Annotated in this window: 19 protein-coding genes; 6 read left to right on the top strand and 13 right to left on the bottom strand. The window is 65.9% G+C overall.

Annotated features, from left to right (window positions below):
• Positions 1-97: 97 nt before the first annotated feature.
• Positions 98-1,057 (bottom strand): polysaccharide deacetylase family protein, encoded by a 960-nt coding sequence (locus NG696_RS07750; protein ID WP_252567792.1) that lies wholly within the window; start codon positions 1,055-1,057, stop codon positions 98-100.
• A 52-nt stretch (positions 1,058-1,109) separates the two neighbouring features.
• Positions 1,110-2,636: a purine-cytosine permease family protein gene (locus NG696_RS07745; RefSeq protein WP_252575013.1), complete on the bottom strand. Its 1,527-nt coding sequence runs from the start codon at positions 2,634-2,636 to the stop codon at positions 1,110-1,112.
• Between the two features lie 109 nt (positions 2,637-2,745).
• Here NG696_RS07745 and NG696_RS07740 point away from each other — a divergent pair, with 109 nt between their 5' ends.
• A complete protein-coding gene (locus tag NG696_RS07740) occupies positions 2,746-4,302 on the top strand; it encodes a helix-turn-helix domain-containing protein (protein ID WP_252575011.1) in 1,557 nt (518 codons plus the stop codon).
• A gap of 160 nt (positions 4,303-4,462) precedes the next feature.
• Entirely contained in the window at positions 4,463-5,422 is a 960-nt protein-coding gene (locus NG696_RS07735) for a DUF559 domain-containing protein (protein WP_252575010.1), read from the top strand.
• Between the two features lie 171 nt (positions 5,423-5,593).
• Here the strand turns inward: NG696_RS07735 and purU are convergent, their stop codons facing one another.
• The 7 genes from purU to glyA are packed head-to-tail and all read right to left on the bottom strand — an operon-like array spanning position 5,594 to position 14,472.
• Positions 5,594-6,490 (bottom strand): formyltetrahydrofolate deformylase, encoded by an 897-nt coding sequence (gene purU / locus NG696_RS07730; protein WP_252575009.1) that lies wholly within the window; start codon positions 6,488-6,490, stop codon positions 5,594-5,596.
• A gap of 2 nt (positions 6,491-6,492) precedes the next feature.
• A complete protein-coding gene (locus tag NG696_RS07725) occupies positions 6,493-7,866 on the bottom strand; it encodes an L-serine ammonia-lyase (RefSeq protein WP_252567801.1) in 1,374 nt (457 codons plus the stop codon).
• Positions 7,867-8,502: a sarcosine oxidase subunit gamma gene (locus tag NG696_RS07720; RefSeq protein WP_252575008.1), complete on the bottom strand. Its 636-nt coding sequence runs from the start codon at positions 8,500-8,502 to the stop codon at positions 7,867-7,869. It lies immediately after the preceding gene.
• Positions 8,495-11,443 (bottom strand): sarcosine oxidase subunit alpha family protein, encoded by a 2,949-nt coding sequence (locus NG696_RS07715; RefSeq protein WP_252575007.1) that lies wholly within the window; start codon positions 11,441-11,443, stop codon positions 8,495-8,497. Before NG696_RS07715 ends, NG696_RS07720 begins: the two co-directional genes overlap by 8 nt.
• On the bottom strand, positions 11,440-11,859 hold the full coding sequence (locus NG696_RS07710) for a sarcosine oxidase subunit delta (protein ID WP_252575006.1): 420 nt from the start codon (positions 11,857-11,859) through the stop codon (positions 11,440-11,442). The genes NG696_RS07715 and NG696_RS07710 overlap by 4 nt, the downstream gene beginning before the upstream one ends.
• A 37-nt stretch (positions 11,860-11,896) precedes the next feature.
• Complete coding sequence (locus tag NG696_RS07705; RefSeq protein WP_252575004.1) at positions 11,897-13,117, bottom strand: sarcosine oxidase subunit beta family protein; 1,221 nt, start codon at positions 13,115-13,117, stop codon at positions 11,897-11,899.
• Positions 13,114-14,472, bottom strand: coding sequence for a serine hydroxymethyltransferase (glyA, locus tag NG696_RS07700; protein WP_308291954.1), 1,359 nt, complete (start codon positions 14,470-14,472; stop codon positions 13,114-13,116). The genes NG696_RS07705 and glyA overlap by 4 nt, the downstream gene beginning before the upstream one ends.
• Positions 14,473-14,647: 175 nt before the next feature.
• On the opposite strand from glyA, the gene NG696_RS07695 reads away from it, so the two are divergent.
• Positions 14,648-15,301: a GntR family transcriptional regulator gene (locus NG696_RS07695; protein ID WP_252567809.1), complete on the top strand. Its 654-nt coding sequence runs from the start codon at positions 14,648-14,650 to the stop codon at positions 15,299-15,301.
• A 164-nt stretch (positions 15,302-15,465) separates the two neighbouring features.
• On the opposite strand, the gene hxlA is transcribed toward NG696_RS07695, so the two are convergent.
• Together hxlA and hxlB are read right to left on the bottom strand one after the other, a co-directional pair.
• The gene (hxlA, locus tag NG696_RS07690) at positions 15,466-16,089 is read right to left on the bottom strand and encodes a 3-hexulose-6-phosphate synthase (RefSeq protein ID WP_252567811.1); all 624 of its coding nucleotides are present in this window, start codon (positions 16,087-16,089) and stop codon (positions 15,466-15,468) included.
• Positions 16,090-16,151: 62 nt separating this feature from the next.
• A complete protein-coding gene (hxlB, locus tag NG696_RS07685; RefSeq protein WP_252567813.1) occupies positions 16,152-16,754 on the bottom strand; it encodes a 6-phospho-3-hexuloisomerase in 603 nt (200 codons plus the stop codon).
• A 135-nt stretch (positions 16,755-16,889) separates the two neighbouring features.
• Between hxlB and NG696_RS07680 the strand changes: the two genes are divergently transcribed.
• Entirely contained in the window at positions 16,890-18,164 is a 1,275-nt protein-coding gene (locus NG696_RS07680; RefSeq protein WP_252567815.1) for a helix-turn-helix transcriptional regulator, read from the top strand.
• A 136-nt stretch (positions 18,165-18,300) separates the two neighbouring features.
• The gene (locus NG696_RS07675; protein WP_252575003.1) at positions 18,301-19,110 is read left to right on the top strand and encodes an IclR family transcriptional regulator; all 810 of its coding nucleotides are present in this window, start codon (positions 18,301-18,303) and stop codon (positions 19,108-19,110) included.
• 58 nt (positions 19,111-19,168) lie between these two features.
• Here the strand turns inward: NG696_RS07675 and NG696_RS07670 are convergent, their stop codons facing one another.
• Both NG696_RS07670 and NG696_RS07665 read right to left on the bottom strand, forming a co-directional pair.
• Positions 19,169-20,305: an aromatic ring-hydroxylating oxygenase subunit alpha gene (locus tag NG696_RS07670; protein ID WP_252575001.1), complete on the bottom strand. Its 1,137-nt coding sequence runs from the start codon at positions 20,303-20,305 to the stop codon at positions 19,169-19,171.
• Positions 20,306-20,355: 50 nt separating this feature from the next.
• The gene (locus NG696_RS07665; protein WP_252574999.1) at positions 20,356-21,606 is read right to left on the bottom strand and encodes an NAD(P)/FAD-dependent oxidoreductase; all 1,251 of its coding nucleotides are present in this window, start codon (positions 21,604-21,606) and stop codon (positions 20,356-20,358) included.
• Between the two features lie 234 nt (positions 21,607-21,840).
• On the opposite strand from NG696_RS07665, the gene NG696_RS07660 reads away from it, so the two are divergent.
• A complete protein-coding gene (locus NG696_RS07660) occupies positions 21,841-22,191 on the top strand; it encodes a bifunctional 3-phenylpropionate/cinnamic acid dioxygenase ferredoxin subunit (protein WP_160675681.1) in 351 nt (116 codons plus the stop codon).
• Positions 22,192-22,266: the final 75 nt, after the last annotated feature.

Below are 22,266 nucleotides of genomic sequence, written 5' to 3'. Positions count from 1 at the left end.
CCGCTGACGGTCCCACACAACGCAAGAAGCGCCCGACGGCGGCAGTCTCCTGCCGCCGTCGGGCGCTTCCTTGTGTGCCGCTTATCGCAGTCCGGGGTTACCGGCCGTGGCTACCGGCCGGTGTCTGCTGCCGGACCGCGGCCGGCGTGAACCGGGCGCCCGTGTCCGGAAAGGAAGGGACCTCGATCCGGGCGTGGATGTGGACCTCCTCGACGGTCCTGCGGGTATGCTCGGCGATGTCCTCCATGGTGGTGACCCACATTCCGTCCATTGACTTCACCCGGTCAATCAGCTTTTCCAGGGCAACGGCCTTGGACGGCCGGCCGGAGATGAACGGGTGGTTGGTCAGGACAAAGCAGCTGCCCTGGGCATGGTGTGCCTCCGCCTCCAGGGTCCACATTTCCAGGACCTTGGCCGGGCTTTCGATGACGCCGCTGCCGGTAACTCCGGGGTAGAACGCGTACTGTTCCCAGTCGTCCAGGGTCCAGTCGACCGGGATCTCCACGATGTCCCGGCTGTCGCCGGGGGCGACGCTGAAACGGTACGGTGCGTCGCCGTCGAGCAGGCTCGAATCGTAGAGGAAACCTCGGTCCGCCAGGAGCGCAGGGGAGTGCCAGTTCAGTTCCCACCACGGCGCGCGGTAACCCACCGGTTCCACGCCGACCTTCGCGAGGGCCTCGAGCCCGCGGTCGATGTAGCGGGCCTCGGTCTCGGCGTCGATCCCCTGCATGGGTTCGTGCAGGTACCCGTGGTGGGCCACCTCGTGCCCGGCGTCCACGATGCGCCGGACCGTGTCCGGGTAGCAGTCTGCCGTGAAGCCGGGAACGAAGAAGGTGGCCCGAATGTCCTGTCGCTGGAGGATCTGAAGCAGACGCAGGACCGCCACCTTGGGCCCGTACGACTGGTGGGTCATCAGGGACATCCGGCGCGTGCTCTTCGGATCGTGGGCGATGGTGCAGGACTCGGCGTCGACGTCGAACGTGAACGAGGCTGCTGCCCGCTTACCGTCAGGCCAGGTGATGGGATGGGCTGAATCCGCGAATGCTTCAAAGGTCATGTCTTGTTTCCTTGAGTTTCAGTGTCCGCCAGTAATTCAGGTCCGGGGCGTTTCAGAGACCGGCGGGGGCGTTGGTCTGGGCGTCGAATCCCAGGTCTGCGGACGCCGGGTGGGCGGCGGTGTCCGTTTGGTCGGCCTCGAGGTATTTGCGGTGGACCTTCGGCCCGAGGATGGCGTAGGTGCCGGCACTGGCAAGGCCGCCGGCAAGCCAGGACAGGTCCCAGCCGCCCAGAGCCACGGCAATGGGGCCCTGCATCGCCGGAACGAGTCCGTACATAAACAGCCAGGTGGCGAAGATGCCGACCAGGAGGGAGACGACACCTGCCCAGTTGACGCCGGGGAGGCGTTTGGTGCCGACGGCGTCGAAGAGCCTCTCCGGGTTGCCCGGCCAGCGCTTCTCGATCCAGAAGTAGTGGACCAGCATGACTCCGCCCCACGCGGCAACCCACGCCACGAGCCCGATGAGCCAGGCGTCGAGGACTGTTGCGAAGTCTTCCTGGAAGATGAAGAACACGACGGCGGCGAGGGAGAAGACGCCGACGAACAGGTTGAGTTTGCGGCGGCTGATGGTGATGTCCAGCGACTGCGTGGCGACCGAGAAGGTGTAGATGTTGAGGATGTTGGTGGCGATGGGGCCGTGCAGCACCATGAGCAGCACCGGCAGCGCGAGGACGCCGAAGTTCTGGACGATGAGCTTCCCGGGGTCGATTTCGCCGCTGTTGGTGGCCAGGCTTGCGCCGAGGATGCCCAGCCAGACAACGGGGATGAACTGGCCAAGGACCGACGCCATGTAGACCTTTTTCTTGGGAACTTGGGTGCTCACGAACCGGGAGTAGTCGGCGGCGTAGGTGAACCAGGTGATGCCCCAGCCGATGCCGATGGCGGTCATCACGGCGCTCATGGCCGCGATCCGTTCGGAGCCTTCCAGGATGTTGCCGGCGGGACCGGCGTACGTCCAGTTGATCTTCATGCCGAACCAGGCCACAGCGGACATGACGGCCAGGATGAGGATGGTGGGCGGCACGGTCCACTTTTCGAAGGCTGCGATGGCTTTGTAGCCGAACCAGGCGATGGCTACCTGCGCGGCCATGATGGCGGTGGCGACGCCAATCTTCCAGCCATAGTTGTGTGCTGTGGGATCCACCCATCCCAGCGTGCCGAAGAGTGCCATGACCAGGTCCAGGATGATCCATGTGTTAACCGCGCACCAGCCGATCACCAGGACCGCCTGGATGGCTGCCGGCAGGTAGTTGCCGCGGCGGCCGAAGGCTGCGCGGGCCAGGACCATGCCGGTGGCGCCGGTCTTCTGGCCGAGGAGCACAAAGCAGCCGAAGAGCAGCATGCCGATCAGGTTGCCCAGGACCAGGACGATGACGGTATCCGCGAAACCCAGCCCCAAGTGGATTCCGAGGGCACCCAGTACCCAGTTGATGGGCGCCAGGTTGGCGCCGGCCCAGATCCAGAACTGTCCGGAGACCTTGTGTGTCCGCTGGGATTCGGGGATCGGCTGGAGCCAGGCTTCGCAATCTTCAAGTGCAGGTTGCTGTCCTGCTCCTGCGGTTGAGGGTTTTTGTTGCATTGGGGCCTCTTCGTTGAGGGGATGGGGATTCCTCAAGATTATGTGTCCCAGGCCACATGCACCACATACAATGTGTCTTGAAGTTTATGAGAAAACACGACGGAGTGTCATGCCAATACGCCTGCAGGATGTTTTGAAACATTCCACCCTCACGCCCGCGGATCCGGTGATCCGCGCAGCGGCGGCCATTGCGGCCCAGACGCAGCTGCGCTGGATTCACTCCAGTGAGGTTTTGGACATTGCCCCGCTACTTGGCGGCGGTGAACTGTTGCTGACCGGCGGCCAGGCTCTTGCGTTGGCAACGGACAAACGGCGCGCGGACTACATCTGGGAGCTGGCAGAACGCGGCGTGGCCGCGCTGGCCATAGAGACTGGCACGGAGCTGGCCTCGATACCGTCGTCGATGGTGGCAGCAGCTGAAACGGCCGGCCTTCCGCTGATAGAGCTTCGCAAGGTGGTGCCCTTTGTAGGCGTGATGGAAGCGATCAACTCGCTGCTAGTGAGCGAGACAGCTGCCCACTTGCAGCAGGCTGACCGGGCCAGCCATGCCATGGCGGTGGAGCTGGCCCATGGCGGCAGTCTTGACCGGATCCTGGCTGTCCTGGCGGACGCTACCGGCGCGGAAGTTGTGCTGACGTCCATCGCGGGCGCCCCGCTAGCCAGCGCGCTGCCGGCTGATCATGCGGGGGAGCCGGAACCCACAGCGTCCATCGAGGCCGCGCCGGATCGTGCGCGAATCATCCAGGTTGACGTGTCCGTGCGTGGCATCCCTTCAGCCCGCCTTACCATTCACGCCCTGGCAGGAGCCGACGTGAACCTGGCGAGGATCGCGGGCAACCGCTCGGTGGACATTCTGGCGTTGGCCCTGCTGCAGCGCATGCCCCCCGGCCTGAAGGAGATGGCGGGTGCGGCGCTGATCCGCGCCGTCGATTCCGGAGCTCAAAACTGGCGGCTCCAGCAGCTCGCTCCGGCGGCCGGGATCCCATTGGCCGCGCAGCTGGTGGCTGTTGTGGTTCGTTCCCCCGGCTCACGGCAACCCCGGATGGCTGTGGAGCACCTGCTGGAGCGGGTGGGGCATCAGAGTGCAAGCTACGCCGACAACGCGGAACTCTTGGCGCTGACCGTGCTCCGCCCCGGGAAGACGCAGGAAGACCGGGACGCAATTCTGGCCGGACTGCAGTCGCTGGCGTTGCCAGAGGGAACTGTCAGCGCCGTCGGTCCGGTGGCCACCGGAATCTCCGCCGCGCCATGGTCACTGACGGAAGCCCGGCTGACTCTGGACCTTGCCGCCGGCGCTGAGCCGCTCAAGGCCGGGCCGCTCAGAGCCGGGCCGGGGAAGTCCGGAGTTGTCCTCGACGCCGACGCTTTCGCGGTGGAGCGGCTCGCTTTCCATACGCTGGATGAAACCCAGCGCACGGACTATGTCAGCCAGCAGCTCGGCGCCCTCCTCGTCCACGATGCCCAACGAAATTCCGCGCTGGTTGAGACACTGCGGGTCTGGCTGGATTCCGGCTGCAACACGGCGCAGGCTGCGCGTGACCTTCACCTGGAGCGGCAGTCGATGCATCAGCGGCTGCAGCGGATCTTCTCACTCTGCGGCGGCGATCCCCGCGGAACGGGCCGTCTGGCAGCGCTGCACCTGGCAACCCGGCTGGCAGCGCTGTAGCCGGCCCCGAACGACCCTCTCTCACTTAATGTGGGTTTTCCGGCGATCCTCTCTCACTTCCTGCAGCTTTTCGGCAAACCCTCTCGCACTTGCCCCGGGGCCAGCGCCCGCCTGTGGATAACTTCTGCAGCATCTCACCGTTTCGGGTCACAATGCCTTCATGCGAAAGCAAGATTTTCTGCCCCAGCCGTTAGCGGCTGGTCCGTTTACCTTCGGCTCAGCCCTGGCCTCCGGCGACACCCTGAACCGGCTTCGCCGCAAGGATGTAGTTAACGTGGGCCGCGGTCTCTACCGCCCGGCGGACTGGGACTTTGATCTGGAAGGCGCCGCCAGGGCTCTATCGGCTGCTTCGCACGGAGCCTGGATCTCACACGTCACCGCGGCCCGGCTTCGGTGCCAGCTGCTGCCGCCGTGGCTTGCCGATTCCACAGAGCTTCATCTGAGCAAGCCGCGTTCACTGCCAGCGGTCCGCCGGAAGGGAGTGTCCGGCCATACCGTCCTGGCGCTGGAAGACGAGATCGAACTTATCGACGGCATCCGCATGAGCACATGGTCCCGAACTTGGCTCGATTTGGCACGAATCCTGCCGCTCAAGGACCTGGTGAGCATGGGTGACGATCTTATCCGCATCCCGCGCGTGGACTTCGAGGGCAGGACGCAGCCTTACGACACGGTGGCGGGGCTGCGCATACTGGCGGCCCGCCACCCAAATCTCCAAGGCATCGTCCGGGCCCGTGAAGCGCTGGATCTGATGCGTGTGGGTGCCGATTCAGCCCCCGAGTCGCTGCTTCGGTTGGCTATCGCCGACGCCGGGCTGCCCCAGCCCGAACTCCAAGTGCCATTGCGCGCCGGAGACGCGCGATCGCCGTCGGCCGATCTCGCCTACCGTCACCGCCGGCTCGCCATCCAGTACGACGGCGGACATCACCTTGGTGACGCACAGATCCTCAGCGACAGGAGACGGGATAAGGCGTTCGAATCAGCCGGCTGGACGGTTTTGGTTTTCGATCAGAGCGATCTTGCCGACGATTTCCAGCAATCAGTCGTGAAGATCAAGAAGGGGCTCCGCAAGGGCTGGCTTGACCACCCGCAAGCCGCTGGTTTTGCCAGCAGCGACTGAGCGTCCGCGGAAACGCGCGTCGAGACGACGTCGGCCCTTAAGACCGTGACGCTCCCTCACCACGGTGAGAGAGCGTCACGGTAAAACCCGCATTAAGTGAGAGAGGATCGCCTGAAAACCCGCATTAAGTGAGAGAGCGTCGGGGGTGGGGGCGTCCTAGGGGGTGGGGGGTTAGCGGAGCACTACCGTTCTGTTGCCCTGCAGGATCACGCGGCCTTCGCAGTGCCAGCGCACGGCGTTGCTAAGGGCCTTGCATTCGGTGTCGCGGCCGGCGGCAACCAGGTCCTCGGGCCCGTACGTGTGGTCCACTTCCACCGTCTGCTGCGAGATGATCGGCCCCTCGTCCAGCTCGGCATTCACGTAATGCGCGGTGGCGCCAACGGTCTTCACGCCGCGCGCGTAGGCCTGGTGATAGGGCTTGGCGCCCTTGAAGCTGGGCAGGAACGAGTGGTGGATGTTGATCGCCCGGCCATCCAACCGCCGGGTGAGTTCGTCGCTGAGCACCTGCATGTACCGGGCCAGAATCACGAGTTCCACGTCGAATTCGTCCACGAGTTCCAGGAGCCGGGCCTCGGCGGCCGGCTTGGTTTCGGCGGTGACGGGCACGTGGAAGAACGGGATGCCGTGCCATTCCACCAGGCCCTGGTGGTCCGTGTGGTTGGAGACCACCGCCGCGATCTCCACCGGAAGCTCGCCGGTTCTGGCACGGAACAGCAGGTCGTTGAGGCAGTGGCCGAACTTGGACACCATGATCAGCACGCGGCGCTTGGCACCGAGCCGCTCCAGCCGCCAACTCATCCCGAAGCGTTCCGCCACGGGGCCAAAAGCGGCCCGCAACGTGTCCGCGGTGGAGGCATCGCCGTCGGACGCGAAGTGCACGCGCATAAAAAAGTGCGCCTCCGACCGTTCGCCGAACTGCTTGCTGTCCACGATGTCGCAGCCGTGCTCCAGCAGGAAGCCGGACACGGCGTGGACAATCCCGGGCTGCTCCGCGCAATCCAAAGTCAAGACGTGTTCCACTGTGGTGAAGGGCTGGGGGAGGGACGTTTCAGTCTGGATGGCAGTCATGGCTAGCACTCGATGACGTTGACGGCGAGGCCCCCGCGGGAGGTCTCCTTGTATTTGGTTTTCATGTCCGCTCCTGTCTCACGCATGGTTTTGATGGCTTTGTCGAGGGATACTTTGTGGCTGCCGTCCCCGTGGAGGCACAGTCGCGCGGCGTTGATGGCTTTCACGCTGGCGATGGCGTTCCGTTCGATGCAGGGGATCTGCACCAGGCCGCCTACCGGATCGCAGGTCAGGCCGAGGTTGTGTTCGATCCCGACTTCGGCGGCGTTTTCCACCTGCTCGGGCGTGCCGCCGAGGACCTCGCACAGGCCCGCGGCCGCCATGGAACAGGCAGAGCCCACCTCGCCCTGGCAGCCGACCTCGGCGCCGGAGATGGAGGCGTTGATCTTGAAAAGAATCCCGACGGCGGCCGCTGTCAGCAGAAAGCGTATGACACCGTCGTCGTCGGCTCCGGGAACAAACTTCACGTAGTAGTGCAGGACGGCAGGCACGATTCCCGCCGCGCCGTTGGTGGGGGCCGTGACGATACGCCCGCCGGCGGCGTTTTCCTCGTTGACGGCGAGGGCGAACAGGTTCACCCATTCCATCGCGCGGAAGGGGTCGGTGACGCCCGTGTCCGCGGTCAGGGTCTGGAATAACGACGGCGCCCGGCGCCTCACGTTCAGACCACCGGGAAGGATCCCTTCCGCCGCGCAGCCGTTGTCCACGCATTCGCGCATCACCGCCCAGAGTGCCAGCAGCTTTTCGCGGAGTTCCGCCTCGCTGCGCCACACCAGCTCGTTGGCCAGCATCACATCGGAGATGGACATGCCCTCGCGCTTGCAGATCGCCAGGAGCTCGTCGGCGGTCGTGAAGGGGTAGGGGAGGACGGTGGCATCAGCCACCACCCGGTCGCCGGCGTCGGCGTCCCCGTCCACCACAAAGCCGCCGCCGATGGAGTAGAAGCTCCGTTCGCTCAGGACGGTCCCGGCGTGGTCGAGGGCCCGGAAGGTCATGCCGTTGGGGTGCGCCGGGAGGGACTTGCGCCGGTGCAGCACCACGTCCTCGTCCCAGTTGAAGTCCACGCGGTGGTGCCCGCCGATCATGAGTTCGGCGTCCAGGGCTGCCGCGGCCACCTGGTCGTCCGCCGTGGCGGTGTCCACGGTTTCCGGGTCCAGTCCTTTGAAGCCCAGGACCACGGCCTTGTCCGAGCCGTGGCCCCGGCCCGTGGCACCGAGCGAACCGAACAACTCAGCCTGGACGCGTTTGGTGGCGCTGAGGTGGCCGTCGCCCTTGAGCCCGTCCGCGAAGAGCTTCGCCGCCCGCATCGGGCCGACCGTGTGTGAGGACGACGGCCCGATGCCGACGGAGAACAGGTCCAGGACGCTGAGCGCCATTTAGGGGACCTCTGGCGAGGCGTACTCGCGCATTGCATCGAGGAGCCAGCGGCCCAGGAAGTCCGCGAACGAGGCCCGGGGGAAGAGCCGGAAGCTCTCCTCCCCGGTCTTCTGCAGGACCACCGGGATGTTGCCGATCTCCGTGGACAGGGCGGTTCCCGGGGTGAAGCTGCGCGGGTGCAGGTCCAGGGCGCAGCCCTTTTCCAGGACGGCACGGGAGCGGGGGCCGGAAAGCTCGAACGTGGTGCGGTTCGCGGAGAGGTCCACCACCTGGCCCGGCGCCTCGCCCAGCGCAGCCACGAGGGAGCCGATGAGGTCACCGCCGAGGGAGTCGTGGGACTGTTCCGGAGCAACTACCAGGAACTCGGAGGGTCCCAGCCAGAGGACGGTGACGCGGTCCGTGCCGCCCACGTCGCCGCAGCGTGCCGGCAGGCCGCCGGTAACGGCGGCGATCTGGGTCCCTTCCTCGGAGCGGGGGTCCACGCGGATCCCCGCCATGGTCTGGAACGGGCCTTCTTTCAGGACTACCGTCCCCGGGATGGAGCCGGCCTCCAGTTCTGCGGCCAGGTGGGAGGCGGGGCTGCGGCGGATGTCCCGGAGTCCATTGATGCCGTTGATTGCTGCTGTGTTAGCCATCTTTGCGGGTCCCTTCGGGGTCAAAAAGTACGGTTTCGGCGATAACAACGTCAACCTGGTGGTCGCCGGCGGCGGCCACCAGGGTCTCGCCGATGCGGTTGCGGCCATTTTTGATCAGGGCCAGCGCGAAGGATCTTCCCAGCGCGGCGCTGTGGTAGCTCGAGGTCACGAAGCCCTGCATGGGCACGGGGCCGTAGGCGGGGTTGGTGGGGATGCCCTTTTCCACGAGCTGGGTGCCTTCGGGCAGCCGGATTGTGCCGTCCACGGGCAGGACGCTGACCAGGTGCTTGCGGTCCGTGCGCTGGGCGTCGGCCCGGGCGTAGGAGCGTTTGCCGATGAAGTCCTTGGCCTTGGAGACCACCCATTCCATCCCCGCGTCCTGCGGGGTGACCGTGCCGTCGGTGTCCTGGCCAACGATCGGGTAGCCCTTCTCGGCGCGGAGCACGTGCATGGTTTCGGTGCCGTAGGGGGTGATGTTGAATTCGGCCCCGGCTGCGGCCACGGCTTCCCAGGTGTTCAGCCCGTACCAGGACGGCACGTTGATCTCGTAGGCCAGCTCGCCGGAGAAGGAGATCCGGCAAATCCGCGCCTGGACTCCGGAGGCGAGGGTGGTTTCGCGGAATGTCATGAACGGGAAGGCTTCTGCTTCCAGCCCGCCGTCCGCTGCCAGGTCCGGCGCCAGTCTCGCAATCACCGCCCGGGATTTGGGCCCGACGACGGCAATGGTGCTCCACTGTTCGGTCACCGAGGTGCAGTGCACGTCGAGTTCGGGCCATTCGGTCTGCAGCCATTCCTCCAGCCAGTCCAGCACCTTCGCGGCGCCGCCGGTGGTGGTGGTCATGAAGTACCGGTCCTCGTCCAGGCGCAGGGTCACGCCGTCGTCGAAAATCATGCCGTCCGCCATGCACATCACGCCGTAGCGGGCGGAACCCGGCGCGAGCTTCTTGAACGCGTTGGTGTAGATCCGGTTGAGGAACTCACCGGCGTCCTTGCCCCGGATTTCAATCTTGCCCAGGGTGGTGGCATCCATGAAACCGACGGATTCGCGGACGGCGGCGCACTCACGGAGCACGGCCTCGTCCATGTCCTCCCCGCCCTGCGGGTAGTACCAGGGACGCTTCCACTGCCCCACGTCCTCGAACAGTGCCCCCTGTGCGACGTGCCACGGGTGGATGGACGTTTTGCGGGCGGGGTCGAACAGTTCGCCGCGCTGGCGTCCGGCGAGTGCCGCGAAGGCCACCGGGGTGAACGGTGCCCGGTAGGTGGTGGTGCCGATGTCGCCGATGCCGCGGGAGGCTTCGCCGGCGGTCCGGAGCGCGGCGGCGATGACGCCGATCGCGTTGACCCCGGAGGTCTTGCCCTGGTCGTTGGCGGTGCTGATGGAGGTGTACCGCTTGATGTGCTCCACGGACCGCATGCCGGCGCCGGTGGAGCGCAGGACGTCTGCCACGGACTGGTCCCGCTGGAAGTCCACAAAGTGGTGGTGCCAGTCGTCCGGCGTGCCGGCCTGGCCGGGGACCAGCCAGAGCTGCCGGGTGGGACCGGACGCCTTCGGCTCGCCAAGGACGGCCGGCTTAGTGTCGGATTCGAAACCCGCCGCAATGGCAGCCGCGGCGCCGGCGGAGATGCCCTCGGCCACGCAGTCCCCGAGGTCGAAGCTACCGCGGCCGGAGCCAACGGACTGCTGGTTCGGCACCACGGTGCTCGGCACGAACGCCGCCAGGTCCTCGTCCCAGCGCAGCTTGCCCTGCCGCTGCGAGTGGAGGTGGACCAGCGGGCTCCAGCCGCCGGAGACAGCCAGCAGGTCGCAGGCGATTTCCTCGATGCCGGAGGTGAGTTCGCCGTCGTCGTTAATGCTGCGGACGGTCACGCTCGTAACGCGGCCGTCGGGGCTGGTACCGGCGGCGGTGTCCGCCACGGCGCTGCCGATCAGCACCCGGGTGCCGGCTTCGACGGCGGCCTCAGCCACCTTCGTGAGCTGGGGACGGGCGTCGACGACGGCCGCCACGTTGACGCCGGCGGCGCGCAGGTCTGCGGCCAGGGCGTAGGCGCTGTCGTTGGTGGTGCTGATGACCACGCGTTGCCCGGCGGCGACGGCGTAGCGGTTGAGGTAGCTGCGGACGGCCGAGGCGAGCATGATGCCGGGGCGGTCGTTGTTCTCGAAAACCAGGGGCCGTTCGTGGGCGCCGGGCGCCAGGACCACCTGCTTGGCACGGACGTGCCAGATCCGCTGGCGGGAGACGCCGGGGGCGGCCGGGCTGGACAGGTGGTCGGTGCGGTTCTGGACCGCGATGACGTAGTTGGCGTCGTAGGCGCCGAAGGCAGAGGTCCGGTTCAGGACGGTGGATTCGGCGCCGGAAACCAGTTCCGCTTCCACGTCCGCCACCCATTCCAGGGCCGGTTTCCCTTCGATGGTCTCGGCCAGCCCGGGGGCGGTGGAGCCGGAGAGGATCGAGCCGCCGAGTTCGGGCTGGTCATCCATGAGGATGACGCGGGCGCCGGTGCGGACTGCCTCGCGGGCTGCGGCGAGGCCGGCGGGGCCGCCGCCGATCACCAGGACGTCGGTGTGGACGTACTTCTTGTCGTATTCCGCCCGGTCTTCCTCCGGGTCCAGCTTGCCCAGGCCGTTGAGCAGTTCTGCCTTCAGGCCGTCCACCAGGGTGACGGTGGTGGCGGGGAGCATGGACTCTGCAACGTCACCGGGGAAGCGCGGGGAGATCTTGACCATCGCGTTGGATTCCTCAACGCCTGCGGACATGATGCCGCGGGCGCGGTCCTCGTAGAGCGAGTTGCCGGCGGAGATGCGGCCGTTGGCGAGCAGGGCCGAGGCGAGTGTGTCGCCGGGGTGGCCCGTGAATTCCTCGCCGTCCACGGTGAAACGCCAGGAGATGGTGCGGTCGATGCGTCCGCCGGCTGTGAGGCGGGCGTTCTGGGAAGTCACTTGGTTGCTCCTTCCGGGGCGGTGGTGCTGGCTGTTGAAGCCGGAGCGATGCTGGTAGCAGAAATACTGGGCGCGGCGGTGCCGGTGGTGGTGCTGTCCGCGGCGAGGCTTGCCGTGCCCGATTCCGGGGCCGCCTTGACCGTCACGTCAGGCCGCGGCGTGCCCATCGGGTAGACGGCCTGGATGTCGTAGGTGACGGTGTCGCGGAGCATGTTGAACCACTGGCGGCAGCCGGTGCTGTGGAGCCAGCGCTCGGCAAAAATGCCTTTGGTGTTTTCACGGTAGAACAGGAACTGGGCCCATTCGCGGTCGTTCAGCTCGGTGGGGTTTTCGGGGTAGGCCACGTGGGCCTGGCCGCCGTAGTGGAATTCGGTCTCGTCGCGCGAGCCGCAGTTGGGGCAGGAGATGAGCAGCATGTGCGTCTTCTTTCTAAAGTGCAGTGATCGCTGGCGGCTAGTGGGCGACGGCGGCAGCGCCGTGTTCGTCGATCAGGGCACCGGTTTCGAAGCGTTCCAGCGCAAACGGCTTGTTCAGCTCGTGCGGCGTGCCCGTGGCGATGTTGTGGGCGAAGGTCAGGCCGGCGGCGGGGGTGCCCTTGAAGCCGCCGGTTCCCCAGCCACAGTTCACGAACATGTTCTCCACCGGCGTGTTGCCCACGATGGGCGAGGCGTCCAGCGTGGTGTCCACGATGCCGCCCCAGGTCCGGAGCACGTGCGCCCGGGCAAAGATGGGGAAAAGTTCGACGGCGGCAGCCATCTGGTGCTCGATGACGTGGAAGGAGCCGCGCTGGCCGTAGCCGTTGTAGGAGTCCACGCCGGCGCCCATCACCAGTTCACCCTTGTGGGCCTGCGAAACGTAGACGTGCACGTGGTTGGACATGACCACGGTGGGGTGGACCGGTTCGTGCAGTTCGGAGACCAGTGCCTGGAGCGGGTGGGACTGGATGGGGAGCCGGAAGCCGGCCATTTCCGCCAGGACGGAGCTGTGCCCGGCGGCGCAGAGGCCCACCTTTTCGGTGTTGATGGTGCCGCGGTTGGTCTTGACGCCGGTGACACGGTTGCCGTCTTTGACGAAGCCGGTGACTTCACAGTTCTGGATGATGTCCACGCCGAGTTCGTCGCATTTGCGGGCGAAGGCCCAGGCCACGTGGTCGTGCTTGGCGATGCCGGCCCGCGGCTGGTAAGTGGCACCCATGACGGGGTAGCGGATGTTGTCATTGATGTTCAGGATGGGGCAGAGTTCCTTGACCTGCTGCGGGTCCAGCCATTCCGCGTCCACACCGTTGAGCTTGTTCGCTCCGACGCGCCGCATGCTCTCGCGGACGTCACCGAGGGTATGGGCGAGGTTCATGACGCCGCGCTGGCTGAACAGGAAGTCGTACTCGAGCTCCTCCGGCAGGATCTCCCAGAGCTTGAGGGCGTGCTCGTAGATGGCCGCACTCTCGTCCCAGAGATAGTTGGAACGGATGATGGTGGTGTTCCGGGCCATGTTGCCGCCGGCCAGCCAACCCTTTTCCAGGACGGCGATGTTGGTCATCCCATGGTTCTTGGCCAGGAAGTAGGCGGTAGCCAGCCCGTGCCCGCCGCCGCCAACAATCACGGCGTCGTAGCTTTTCTTGGGGTCAGGGTTGCGCCAAAGGAATTCCGGGTGTTCCGGGAGCTGGTGGCTGCTCACTGGGCTGCTCCAATCATGTCTGCATCGAGTTCGGTGAAGGCGGCGATCTCGGCGCCGCTGCCGTCCTGGGAGAGGTGCGCGTAAAGCGGGAACTGGTCGGCCAGGGCTGTGACCCGGGCGCGCAGTTCGACGGCGGTCTCGTCGCTGAGTGCGGCATCGCTGGCAGCGGCGATGAGCGCGGAAGCGATGATGTCCGCGACTTCGGTGAATTCGGCGGCGCCGAATCCGCGGGTGGCGAGTGCGGGTGTGCCGATCCGGAGGCCGGAGGACACCATCGGCGGGCGGGGGTCGAACGGTACGGCGTTGCGGTTGACGGTAATGCCGATCCGGTGCAGGGCGTCTTCGGCCTGCTGGCCGTCCAGTTCGGAGTGGCGGAGGTCCACCAGGACCAGGTGTACGTCGGTGCCGCCGTTGACCACGGAGATGCCCGCGGCGGCGACGTCCGCCTGCAGGAGCCTTTCGGCCAGCAGCTTGGAGCCCTGCAGGACGCGTTCCTGGCGTTCCTTGAATTCGGGGCTGCCGGCGAGTTTGAAGGCCACGGCCTTGGCCGCGATCACGTGCTCCAGCGGGCCGCCCTGCTGGCCGGGGAACACGGCGCTGTTGATCTTCTTGGCGTACTGCTCCTTGGCGAGGATGACTCCGCCGCGCGGGCCGCCGAGGGTCTTGTGTGTAGTGGTGGTGACGACGTCGGCGTACGGCACCGGGTTCGGGTGCAGCCCTGCGGCGACGAGGCCGGCGAAGTGGGCCATGTCCACCATCAGGTAGGCGTCCACGAGGTCCGCGATCCGGCGGAACTCGGCGAAGTCGAGCTGGCGGGAGTAGGCGGACCAGCCGGCCACGATCAGCTTGGGCCGGTGCTCCAGGGCCAGGGCCTCGACCTCAGCCATGTCCACCCGAAGGTCGTTTTCACGCACGTGGTACGGGATGACGTTGTAGAGCTTGCCGGAGAAATTGATCTTCATGCCGTGGGTCAGGTGGCCGCCGTGGGCCAGGCTCAGGCCCATGATGGTATCGCCCGGGTTCAGCAGGGCAAACATCGCCGCGGCGTTGGCCTGCGCGCCGGAGTGCGGCTGAACGTTGGCGAATTCCGCACCGAACAAGGCCTTGACCCGGTCGATGGCCAACTGCTCGATGACATCCACGTGCTCGCAGCCACCGTAGTAGCGCTTGCCCGGATAGCCCTCGGCGTACTTGTTGGTGAGGACAGAGCCCTGCGCCTCCATGACTGACGCCGGAGCGAAATTCTCCGACGCAATCATTTCCAGGGTGGACTGCTGGCGGCCCAGCTCATTGGCGATGGCCTGCTGGACCTCGGGATCGACTGCGGAAAGTCGCTCGTTCAACTGCTCAACCACGGATGCTCCTTTGAAATACCACTGTTGTTATGACTGATATATCAGTGTGAGGTCAATGGTATGGTTGAGGTCACACGAGAGTCAATAGCTGGAAGCAAAGTGGCACGAAGCTTCCGTTTGAAGTCGGAGACTCAGTAGCGAAGAACGGAGCGGCGCCTTGAATGCACTTCCTGTAATGCCTCTCGCCGAGGCTGAAGCGCCGTCCCAGGCGGAGGCCGCCTACCGGCAGCTGCGCGACAAACTGATCATGCTGGAGATCCGGCCCGGTGAACCCATTAATGACGGGCAGCTGGCGGCAGAGCTAGGTTTCGGCCGCACGCCCGTGCGCGAGGCGATCAAGCGGCTTGAGGTGGACCATTTGGTGGTTTCCTATCCTCGCCGGGGGACCTTTGCCACCAATGTGGACTTCACGGAGCTCGCCGATGTCTCGGAGATCCGGGAGCTGCTGGAGCCGCTGGCTGCGCGCCGGGCCGCCAAGAGGGCAAGCGAGTCCATGCGCCGTGAACTACTGCAGGTGGCCGATGCCATCGCGGACCTGGATCCCAGCGCGGGGGAGTCCCGCGACCTTATGCGCTACGACCTGACCGTGCACCGGCTGATCTACAAGGCGGCCGCCAACCCGCACCTGGAAGACACTCTGATCCGCTACGACAACCTGGCCACGCGCATCTGGTGCCTGGTCCTGGACAAGGTTCCCTCGGTCAGCGGCCACATCACCGAGCACGTGGAGTTGCTCAAGGCGGTGGCCGCGGGGGACGCCGACAAGGCCGGCGAGCTGGCCCTGCACCACGTCACCAGCTTTGAGGAAACCATCCGCAAGGTTCTCTAAGCCGAACCCCCGAACGCTCTCTCACTTTCTACATCTAAAACCGAAACGCTCTCTCACGCGCGTGAGAGAGCGTTTCGTAAATTGCTGCAGGAAGTGAGAGAGCGTCCGGAAAGGTCGGCGGTTGAGCTTGTCGAAACCCGGCAGGCTCAACCACCGGCAGCCAATCAGATGATTGCGGCCCGCAGCTCCTTGGCCGCGAGGGCGGGATCGTCGGCGCTGTAGATGGAGCCGCCGACGACGGCCACATCCGCGCCGGCGCGCTGCACGGCTTCAATGGTGGAGATGTTCACTCCGCCAGCAACAGAGAACGGCACCCGCGCTTCCTCCCCGGCGCTGAGCAGCACGTTCAGGTTGTAGCCCGGTTTGGCCTGCTCGTCCAGGCCGGCATGGAACTCGACGAACTTGGCTCCCAGGGCGCGTGCCTCCTTGGCGCGGGTCACTTTGTCCGCCACGCCGATCAGGTCCACCACGATGCCCTTGTTGTGGGCCTTCGCGGCCTTGACCGCGCCGGCGATGGTGGAGTCGTCGGCGCCGCCGAGGACGGACACCAGGTCCGCGCCGGCGCTGAAGGCGATCTCGGCTTCCAGTTCGCCGGCGTCCATGGTCTTCAGGTCTGCAAACACGATCTTGTCCGGGTGGGCCGCCTTGACGGCGGTCACTGCGGACAGGCCGGCGTTTTTCACCAGCGGCGTTCCTAGTTCGATGATGTCAACGTATTCGGCGACTTTGCCCGCCAGTTCGAGGGCGGCTTCGACGGTCAGGACATCCATGGCTACTTGCAGTTTCACGTGTGCTCTTCTTTCGGGTTGGGGTGGTTTCGGTGGTGATGGGATGGTGGTCGATTCGCCGCTTATTCGAGATTCGCGTGGCGCTGCCAGAGGTCCTCCGCCGACGCCGCATCCTCGTCCCAGAGGCTTTGGAACACCGCTTCGGTGGTGGTGAACAGCACCTGCTCGAAGAGGCTGCCCGAATACTGCCGTGACACCGCCGAGCCGTGGTCCGTCTTGTGGGCCGCCGGGATAAGTACGACGGCGGCAGCTACGGCCGCGAGCGGGGAACCGGAGCTGGTGGTGTAGGCGGCCACACGGGCGCCTTGGGCAGCGGCGGTTTCCGCAGCCTTGACTACACCCGCGGTGGTGCCGGAGCCGGAGGCTGCGAGCAGCAGGTCACCTGCGCGGATGGCGGGCGCCGTGGTCTCGCCGACGACGTGGACCGTCAGCCCGAGGTGCATGAGCCGCATCGCCGCCATCTTAAGGACGAGGCCGCTGCGGCCGGCGCCGGTCACGAAGATCCTGTCGGCCAGCCTGAGCTCGGTCACGAGGGCTGCGACCTGTGCCGGATCAACGCGCTGGAACACCGCGTTGATCTCGTCCTGGACCAAAACGCGGTTGCAGTCAAAGGCTCGGGACGTACCGGTCAGGGCTGCTGGATCGGTGTCTGCGATGACGCTCATAGGCGTGTACCTCCTTGACGAATGTTGTGACTCATTCATCCTGACCCGTCCGTTGGACCGGTCCAACGCCATGATTGGACGGTCTTGCCTGCCCAAACGGGTAGTAAGAGCGGGCAACCCCCGTAAACTGGGCAGGTGGAAACGCCCAGTACAGGCTTGCTTGAAGCCATCGCCGCCCTGACGACCTCCCCGCTGGCCACCATCGCGCAGCGGCTGCGGGAGGCCACCCTGCCTTACGTGGGCAGCACCGCGCTGGTCATCTTCACCGAGGACTGCACGGGAAGGCCCCAGAAGAAGGCGGGCGACGAGTCCATCATCAGCAGGGTGTCCATCGCTGAACTGGACCACCTCCGGGCGTCAATGGCGGATGACAACCGCGACGGCGCCTGGCGCGGAGAAGCAACGCTCGGCGGCGAGCCACGCCCGGTCTTGGCCCTGTCCTCACCCAGCAACGCGCTGCTGGTCATCGCCGATCCGCAGCTCCTGCCGGACGCCGCTGACAGTGAGGAGGCAGAGCGCATACTCCGCTATCTCTGGACGCTGGCCGCTGGACGGATCCGGGAAAAGGTGGCTGATGCGCCGCCGTCGTACCTCATTGAATCCCGCGCGGCCTCGGCCGAACGCGTGAGGGTGACCGCCGAACTGGTGGACCGCCACTCCACCACCCTCGAAACCTTGCTCGCCGCGCTGAGGTCGCCGGCGCTGAGCGATGACGCGGCGCGGAAGTCCGCCACCGACGTCGCCGCCAAGGCACTCGTAGGGCTCCGCACGCTCAGCGACCGCACCACCGAACTCGTGGAGGAGCCTGTTGCCACCGCTTTCCAGCGCCTCCGCGAGGACCTGAAACCGCTCATGAACTTCAGCGGGATCGACGTCCAGTTCATCGAACCGCCGGTCAACGGCCGCGCACTGCCCGGCGAAGTGGCCCACGCGGCCCGGGCAATTGTCCGCGGCTTGGTCCTGGCCATGGTGGACCAGGCGGGAGTCCGCCGGATCCGCACGCAGTGGGATTGCGACGGCGAGAACCTCCTGGTCAACGTCCGCGACGACGGTGCCGGCGAACTGTCCGCGACGGCACCCGCCATGGCCCGGCTCGCCCAGCGCGTCGAAGCCCTGGACGGCAGCATGTCGGTGGATGTGATGCCCGGCTGGGGTGCCGACGTCGCTGTTTCCCTCCCGCTCGACCCGCCTACCCGGCCGCTGGCCGACGTCTCCGACTGGAAGCTGGGGGAGCGCGAACTGGAGGTCCTCCAACTGCTGGCCGCCGGCCAGCGCAACCGGGCCATCGCAGCGCACCTGCACATCAGCGAGAACACCGTGAAGTTCCACCTCCGCAACATCTACCGGAAGGTTGGCGCCTCGTCCCGCACCGAAGCGATCGCGATGGCCCACAGCAACGGCCTGCGCTGACGTCCGGCCGCGTAACGAAATACCGGCTCCGGCGCGTCTGGCGACATAGGATCGAAAGCGTGGAACTAACCGAGAGGACGCTACAGGCGGCCTCGCGGCGGGTAAGCAGGCCGCACACTACTTGAGAGTATGGATCATGGCTTCAGACAATGACCGCGAACCCGACGTCGATGCGGAAACCGGCCAGCACGGCGGCGTCCAGTCAGTGGACCGGGCCCTGGCGGTCCTGGAGATCCTGGCGCGGGACGGCCATGCCGGCGTGAGCGACATCGCCGAGGAGATGGGGATCCACAAGTCCACCGTATCCCGGCTGCTTGGTTCGCTGGTGAGCAGGGAAATGGTCCACCAGAACAGCGAGCGCGGAAAGTACCAGCTGGGCTTTGGCATCCTGAGGCTGGCAAGCTCCATCCCCGGGCGGCTCAGCCTGGTCCGCGAGGCCCGGCCCGTGCTGGAGAGCCTGGCGGAGGAATTCAAGGAGACGGTGAACCTCGCCGTCCTGCGCTCCAACTACGCCGTCAACGTGGACCAGGCCATGGGCCCGTCAACGCTGGCCACCTATGACTGGGTGGGCAGCCTGACGCCGCTCCACGCGACCTCGAGCGGGAAAGTCCTGCTGGCGGCCTTGTCCGCGGACGACCGGGACCGCGTCCTGAAGGAGACCGGGCTGTCGGCCCGGACCCCGCGGACCATCACCAACCGGCACAAGCTCGAAACCCAACTGCTCGACGTCGCCCGCGACGGCTACGGGGTGGTGCGGGAGGAGTTTGAGATAGGGCTCAACTCGATGGCCGTGCCCGTGTACAACCATTTGGGTGCGGTCATCGGTGCGGTCAGCATCTCCGGCCCGGCCTTCCGCTTTGACCCGGAAACGGCGCCGGGACTCCTTGAGGGGCTGAGACAGGCCGGACTGCAGATCAGCGCAAAGATGGGCTACTCCCGGCGGTAAAACTGATGGAGCCCGTCGAAACCAGGGTTTCGGCGGGCTCCATCAGTGGAAACAGGGCCTAACGGCCGGGCGTGACGTCCCCCACCTTCTGCTGTACCCAGTCGTGGAACGCGCCGATGTGGTGCTCGCTCGGGACCAGCACGCCACCCTTGGCATAGACCTTTGAGCCCATGGCTGGCTGGCAGCGCTCGCAGGCGTCGAAATCCTGCTCGTTGACTCGGTGGAAAAGTTCCACCGAGGCGCTGACATCCTTGCCGCTTTCCACAACGCTGGGAAGGTACAGCCAGTCGCATTCAACGATGGTGTGGTCAGCGGCCATGGGAAACATGCGGTGGATGATCACGTGGTCCGGAACCAGGTTTACGAAGACCGTCGGCTTGATGGTTACCGCGTAGTAGCGGCGGTCCTGGTCCTCCCCTACGCCCGGAATCCGGTCCAGACCTTCGGAGCCGTCGATGGTGAAGCCCTTGATGTCCTCGCCAAATTCGGCGCCGTGGCCCACGAAGTACTGGGCGGCCAGGCCGTCAGCAAATTCAGGCAGCACCTCCGTGAGTTCGGGGTGGATGGTGGCGCAGTGGTAGCACTCCATGAAGTTCTCGATGATGAGCTTCCAGTTGGCCTTGACGTCGTACTTAATGCGGCGGCCCAGGCTCAGATTGGCGATGTCATAGTCCTCCACCGCCCGCAGGTCCCCGAGCCGTTCCTCGATGGCGCCCATGACATCCGCTTCGAACGACGGCGGCTCGTCGGCAAGGCAGACCCACACATACCCGAGGTACTCGCGGATGTGGACCTTCACGAGACCGTACTCGTCCCGGTCGATGTCCGGCATCTTGGTCAGGTTGGGAGCCGCAATGAGCTTGCCTTCAAAGTCGTAGGTCCAGGCGTGGTAGGGGCACTGGAAGGAGCGCGCAGCTTCGCCTTGCTCCTCCATGCACAGCTTGACGCCGCGGTGCCGGCACACGTTGTAGAAGGCGCGGATGCCGCCCTTGCGGGTGCGGCTGATCAGCACGCTCTCCCGCCCGATCTGGACTGTCCGCCAGGCGCCGGGCTTGTCCAGGTCGGCCGAGCGGATGGCGCAGAACCACATCTGCTCGAAGATCCGCTCCTGCTCGGCGCGGAAGATCTCGTCGCTGACGTAGGCCTGGCCCGGGAGTGTGGGGATCAGGCTGGGCGTGAAGACTTCGGTGGTCATTCTTACTCCTCTGCGGTGACTGACGTCGGGGTTTGGAAGGTGTATCGGGATTAGGCGAAACTGGCGGATGCTGCCAGCGCAGGCTGGGCAGCGGTGGTCTGGGCTGGAGGGGCGTGGGTAGCTGCGGCTCGTGCGGCGTTCAGTTGCCGCCGCCACTTGGTGAAGAGGCGGGGCTGGTTGGCGCCAAGGACGGCTACAGGCTGGCCGCCGCGGTAATAGACGGCCAAGAAACTGTGAGCCGCGGGATCTCCGGCCTCAATGTCCACCCTGTCGGCGTCGTGGGCGTGACCGGCGAACTGGATCCTGACGTTGTACTGGTCGGACCAGAAATACGGCAGGTTCAGCGGCTGACGGGCGGCCCCGGGGTCCAGGAGCGCCGTAACGGCGAGCGCCGGGCGCTCCACGGCGCCGCTCCAGTGCTCCACGCGGCGGTACTTTCCGGACTCTTCGTCCAGCCATGCAGCACAGTCGCCGACGGCGACCACGCCCGGCACGTTGGTCCGGCCCATCGGATCGCACAGGACGCCGTCGCCGAGCTCGATGCCGGAGCCAGCAAGCCAGGCCGTGTTGGGCACGGCCCCGATGGCGACCAGCACGACGTCGGCTGGCACGTAGCGGCCGTCCGCGAGGCGCAGTCCAGTGACAACTCCCTCGCCGCTGTAATAGGACTCGATGGCCGCGTCACAAATCAGCTCCACCCCGTTAATTCCATGTAACGCGGCCAGGGTTCCCGCCATCTCCGCACCCAGAGGGCGGCCGAGCGGAACGGCGCCCGAGCAGACGACGGTGACTTCAACCCCGAGGGCGCAGGCGGTGGAGGCCACCTCGGCGCCGATGAAACCGGCGCCGATGATGACGAGCCTGGTCCCCGGCACCAGTTCGGGAGCCAGGTCCTGCGCGTCGTCCACGGTCCGCAGGGTATAGACGTTCGCCAGCCCGGCGAGTTCAGGCAGCGTCCGCGCGGATGACCCCGTGGCGATGACCACGCCGTCGGCCTTTATTTCCGTGCCGTCGTTGAGTGTTAACGTCCGGGTCTCGGCATCCAGGTTGCGGGCCGCTGATCCCAGCAGCCACTCGGCCTGGAGCGGATCTCCGCCTTCACGTTCTTCTGGCGTCTCCAGGAGAAGGTGTTCCGGACTGATTTTTCCCGCCAGGAAATCCTTGGACAGGGGCGGTCTGTCGTAGGGCCGCTGCGGTTCGTCACCGATCAGGATGAGCCTTCCGGCGAAGCCTTGGGCACGTGCGGCACGTGCGGCCGAGATTCCCGCCAAGGACGCCCCCACTATTGCCAGTGTCTGCATGGCCGCCTTCCCGTTGCACGAATGCAACAAATTGCGTATGACGCAACAACGTTCTGTATGCGAGACAGCGTGACGCAGACCATAAGGGGGTGTCAAGGGTTCGTTTTGTTAAGCGGGACCCCCTTGACAAGGCAGTGTGGCATGGATCACTCTGTTGCGTATTGTGATCGGCGTTGATGATGGCACAACCCGCTGGCCGGGCTGAGCCCGTCAACTGGGAAAGAGGTTTATCAGATGCACATCGCCTGCCCACTCACCGCATTGGCCCCCGGAGACGCAGTCCGTCTCGACACGTCCCCACCAATCGCTGTCTTCCACACAGAGGACGGCGAGCTCTTCGCCCTGGACGACACCTGCACCCATCAGGACGCGTCGCTCGCAGACGGGTGGGTGGAAGGCTGCGAGGTGGAATGCCCCCTTCACGCATCCAAATTCAATCTCCGCACGGGCGAAGTGGACGCCCCGCCGGCCAAGCTGCCGGTGCGAGTCCACAAGGTCTCCGTGGTGGACGGCCAGATCATGGTCGAGGAATCCAGCGAGGCACCCAATCTTCCACCGGGCCTGACCGTCAACGGCCACGTCTAGGCACCATCAGGCAGTACTCCATTTCAAGCTAAGAGGTGAAGTTCTTGACCCTACAACTGAGCTACGAGCTGCAGG

Origin of the sequence: Pseudarthrobacter cellobiosi, from assembly GCF_023913755.1 — a bacterium.
Lineage (GTDB): Bacteria > Actinomycetota > Actinomycetes > Actinomycetales > Micrococcaceae > Arthrobacter > Arthrobacter cellobiosi.
Note: the sequence above shows the minus strand (reverse complement) of the source record. Positions and strands in the feature narration are given on the sequence as shown.

Excerpts from the sequence above, each read along its gene's own strand:
- NG696_RS07720 (WP_252575008.1), bottom strand. The coding sequence starts at position 8,502 with ATGGCTAACACAGCAGCAATCAACGGCATCAATGGACTCCGGGACATC.
- NG696_RS07725 (WP_252567801.1), bottom strand. The coding sequence starts at position 7,866 with ATGGCGCTCAGCGTCCTGGACCTGTTCTCCGTCGGCATCGGGCCGTCG.
- NG696_RS07710 (WP_252575006.1), bottom strand. The coding sequence starts at position 11,859 with ATGCTGCTCATCTCCTGCCCCAACTGCGGCTCGCGCGACGAGACCGAA.
- NG696_RS07670 (WP_252575001.1), bottom strand. The coding sequence starts at position 20,305 with ATGACCACCGAAGTCTTCACGCCCAGCCTGATCCCCACACTCCCGGGC.
- NG696_RS07750 (WP_252567792.1), bottom strand. The coding sequence starts at position 1,057 with ATGACCTTTGAAGCATTCGCGGATTCAGCCCATCCCATCACCTGGCCT.
- purU (WP_252575009.1), bottom strand. The coding sequence starts at position 6,490 with ATGACTGCCATCCAGACTGAAACGTCCCTCCCCCAGCCCTTCACCACA.
- hxlB (WP_252567813.1), bottom strand. The coding sequence starts at position 16,754 with ATGAGCGTCATCGCAGACACCGATCCAGCAGCCCTGACCGGTACGTCC.
- NG696_RS07660 (WP_160675681.1), top strand. The coding sequence starts at position 21,841 with ATGCACATCGCCTGCCCACTCACCGCATTGGCCCCCGGAGACGCAGTC.
- NG696_RS07695 (WP_252567809.1), top strand. The coding sequence starts at position 14,648 with ATGCCTCTCGCCGAGGCTGAAGCGCCGTCCCAGGCGGAGGCCGCCTAC.
- NG696_RS07675 (WP_252575003.1), top strand. The coding sequence starts at position 18,301 with ATGGCTTCAGACAATGACCGCGAACCCGACGTCGATGCGGAAACCGGC.
- NG696_RS07740 (WP_252575011.1), top strand. The coding sequence starts at position 2,746 with ATGCCAATACGCCTGCAGGATGTTTTGAAACATTCCACCCTCACGCCC.
- NG696_RS07665 (WP_252574999.1), bottom strand. The coding sequence starts at position 21,606 with ATGCAGACACTGGCAATAGTGGGGGCGTCCTTGGCGGGAATCTCGGCC.
- NG696_RS07735 (WP_252575010.1), top strand. The coding sequence starts at position 4,463 with ATGCGAAAGCAAGATTTTCTGCCCCAGCCGTTAGCGGCTGGTCCGTTT.
- NG696_RS07745 (WP_252575013.1), bottom strand. The coding sequence starts at position 2,636 with ATGCAACAAAAACCCTCAACCGCAGGAGCAGGACAGCAACCTGCACTT.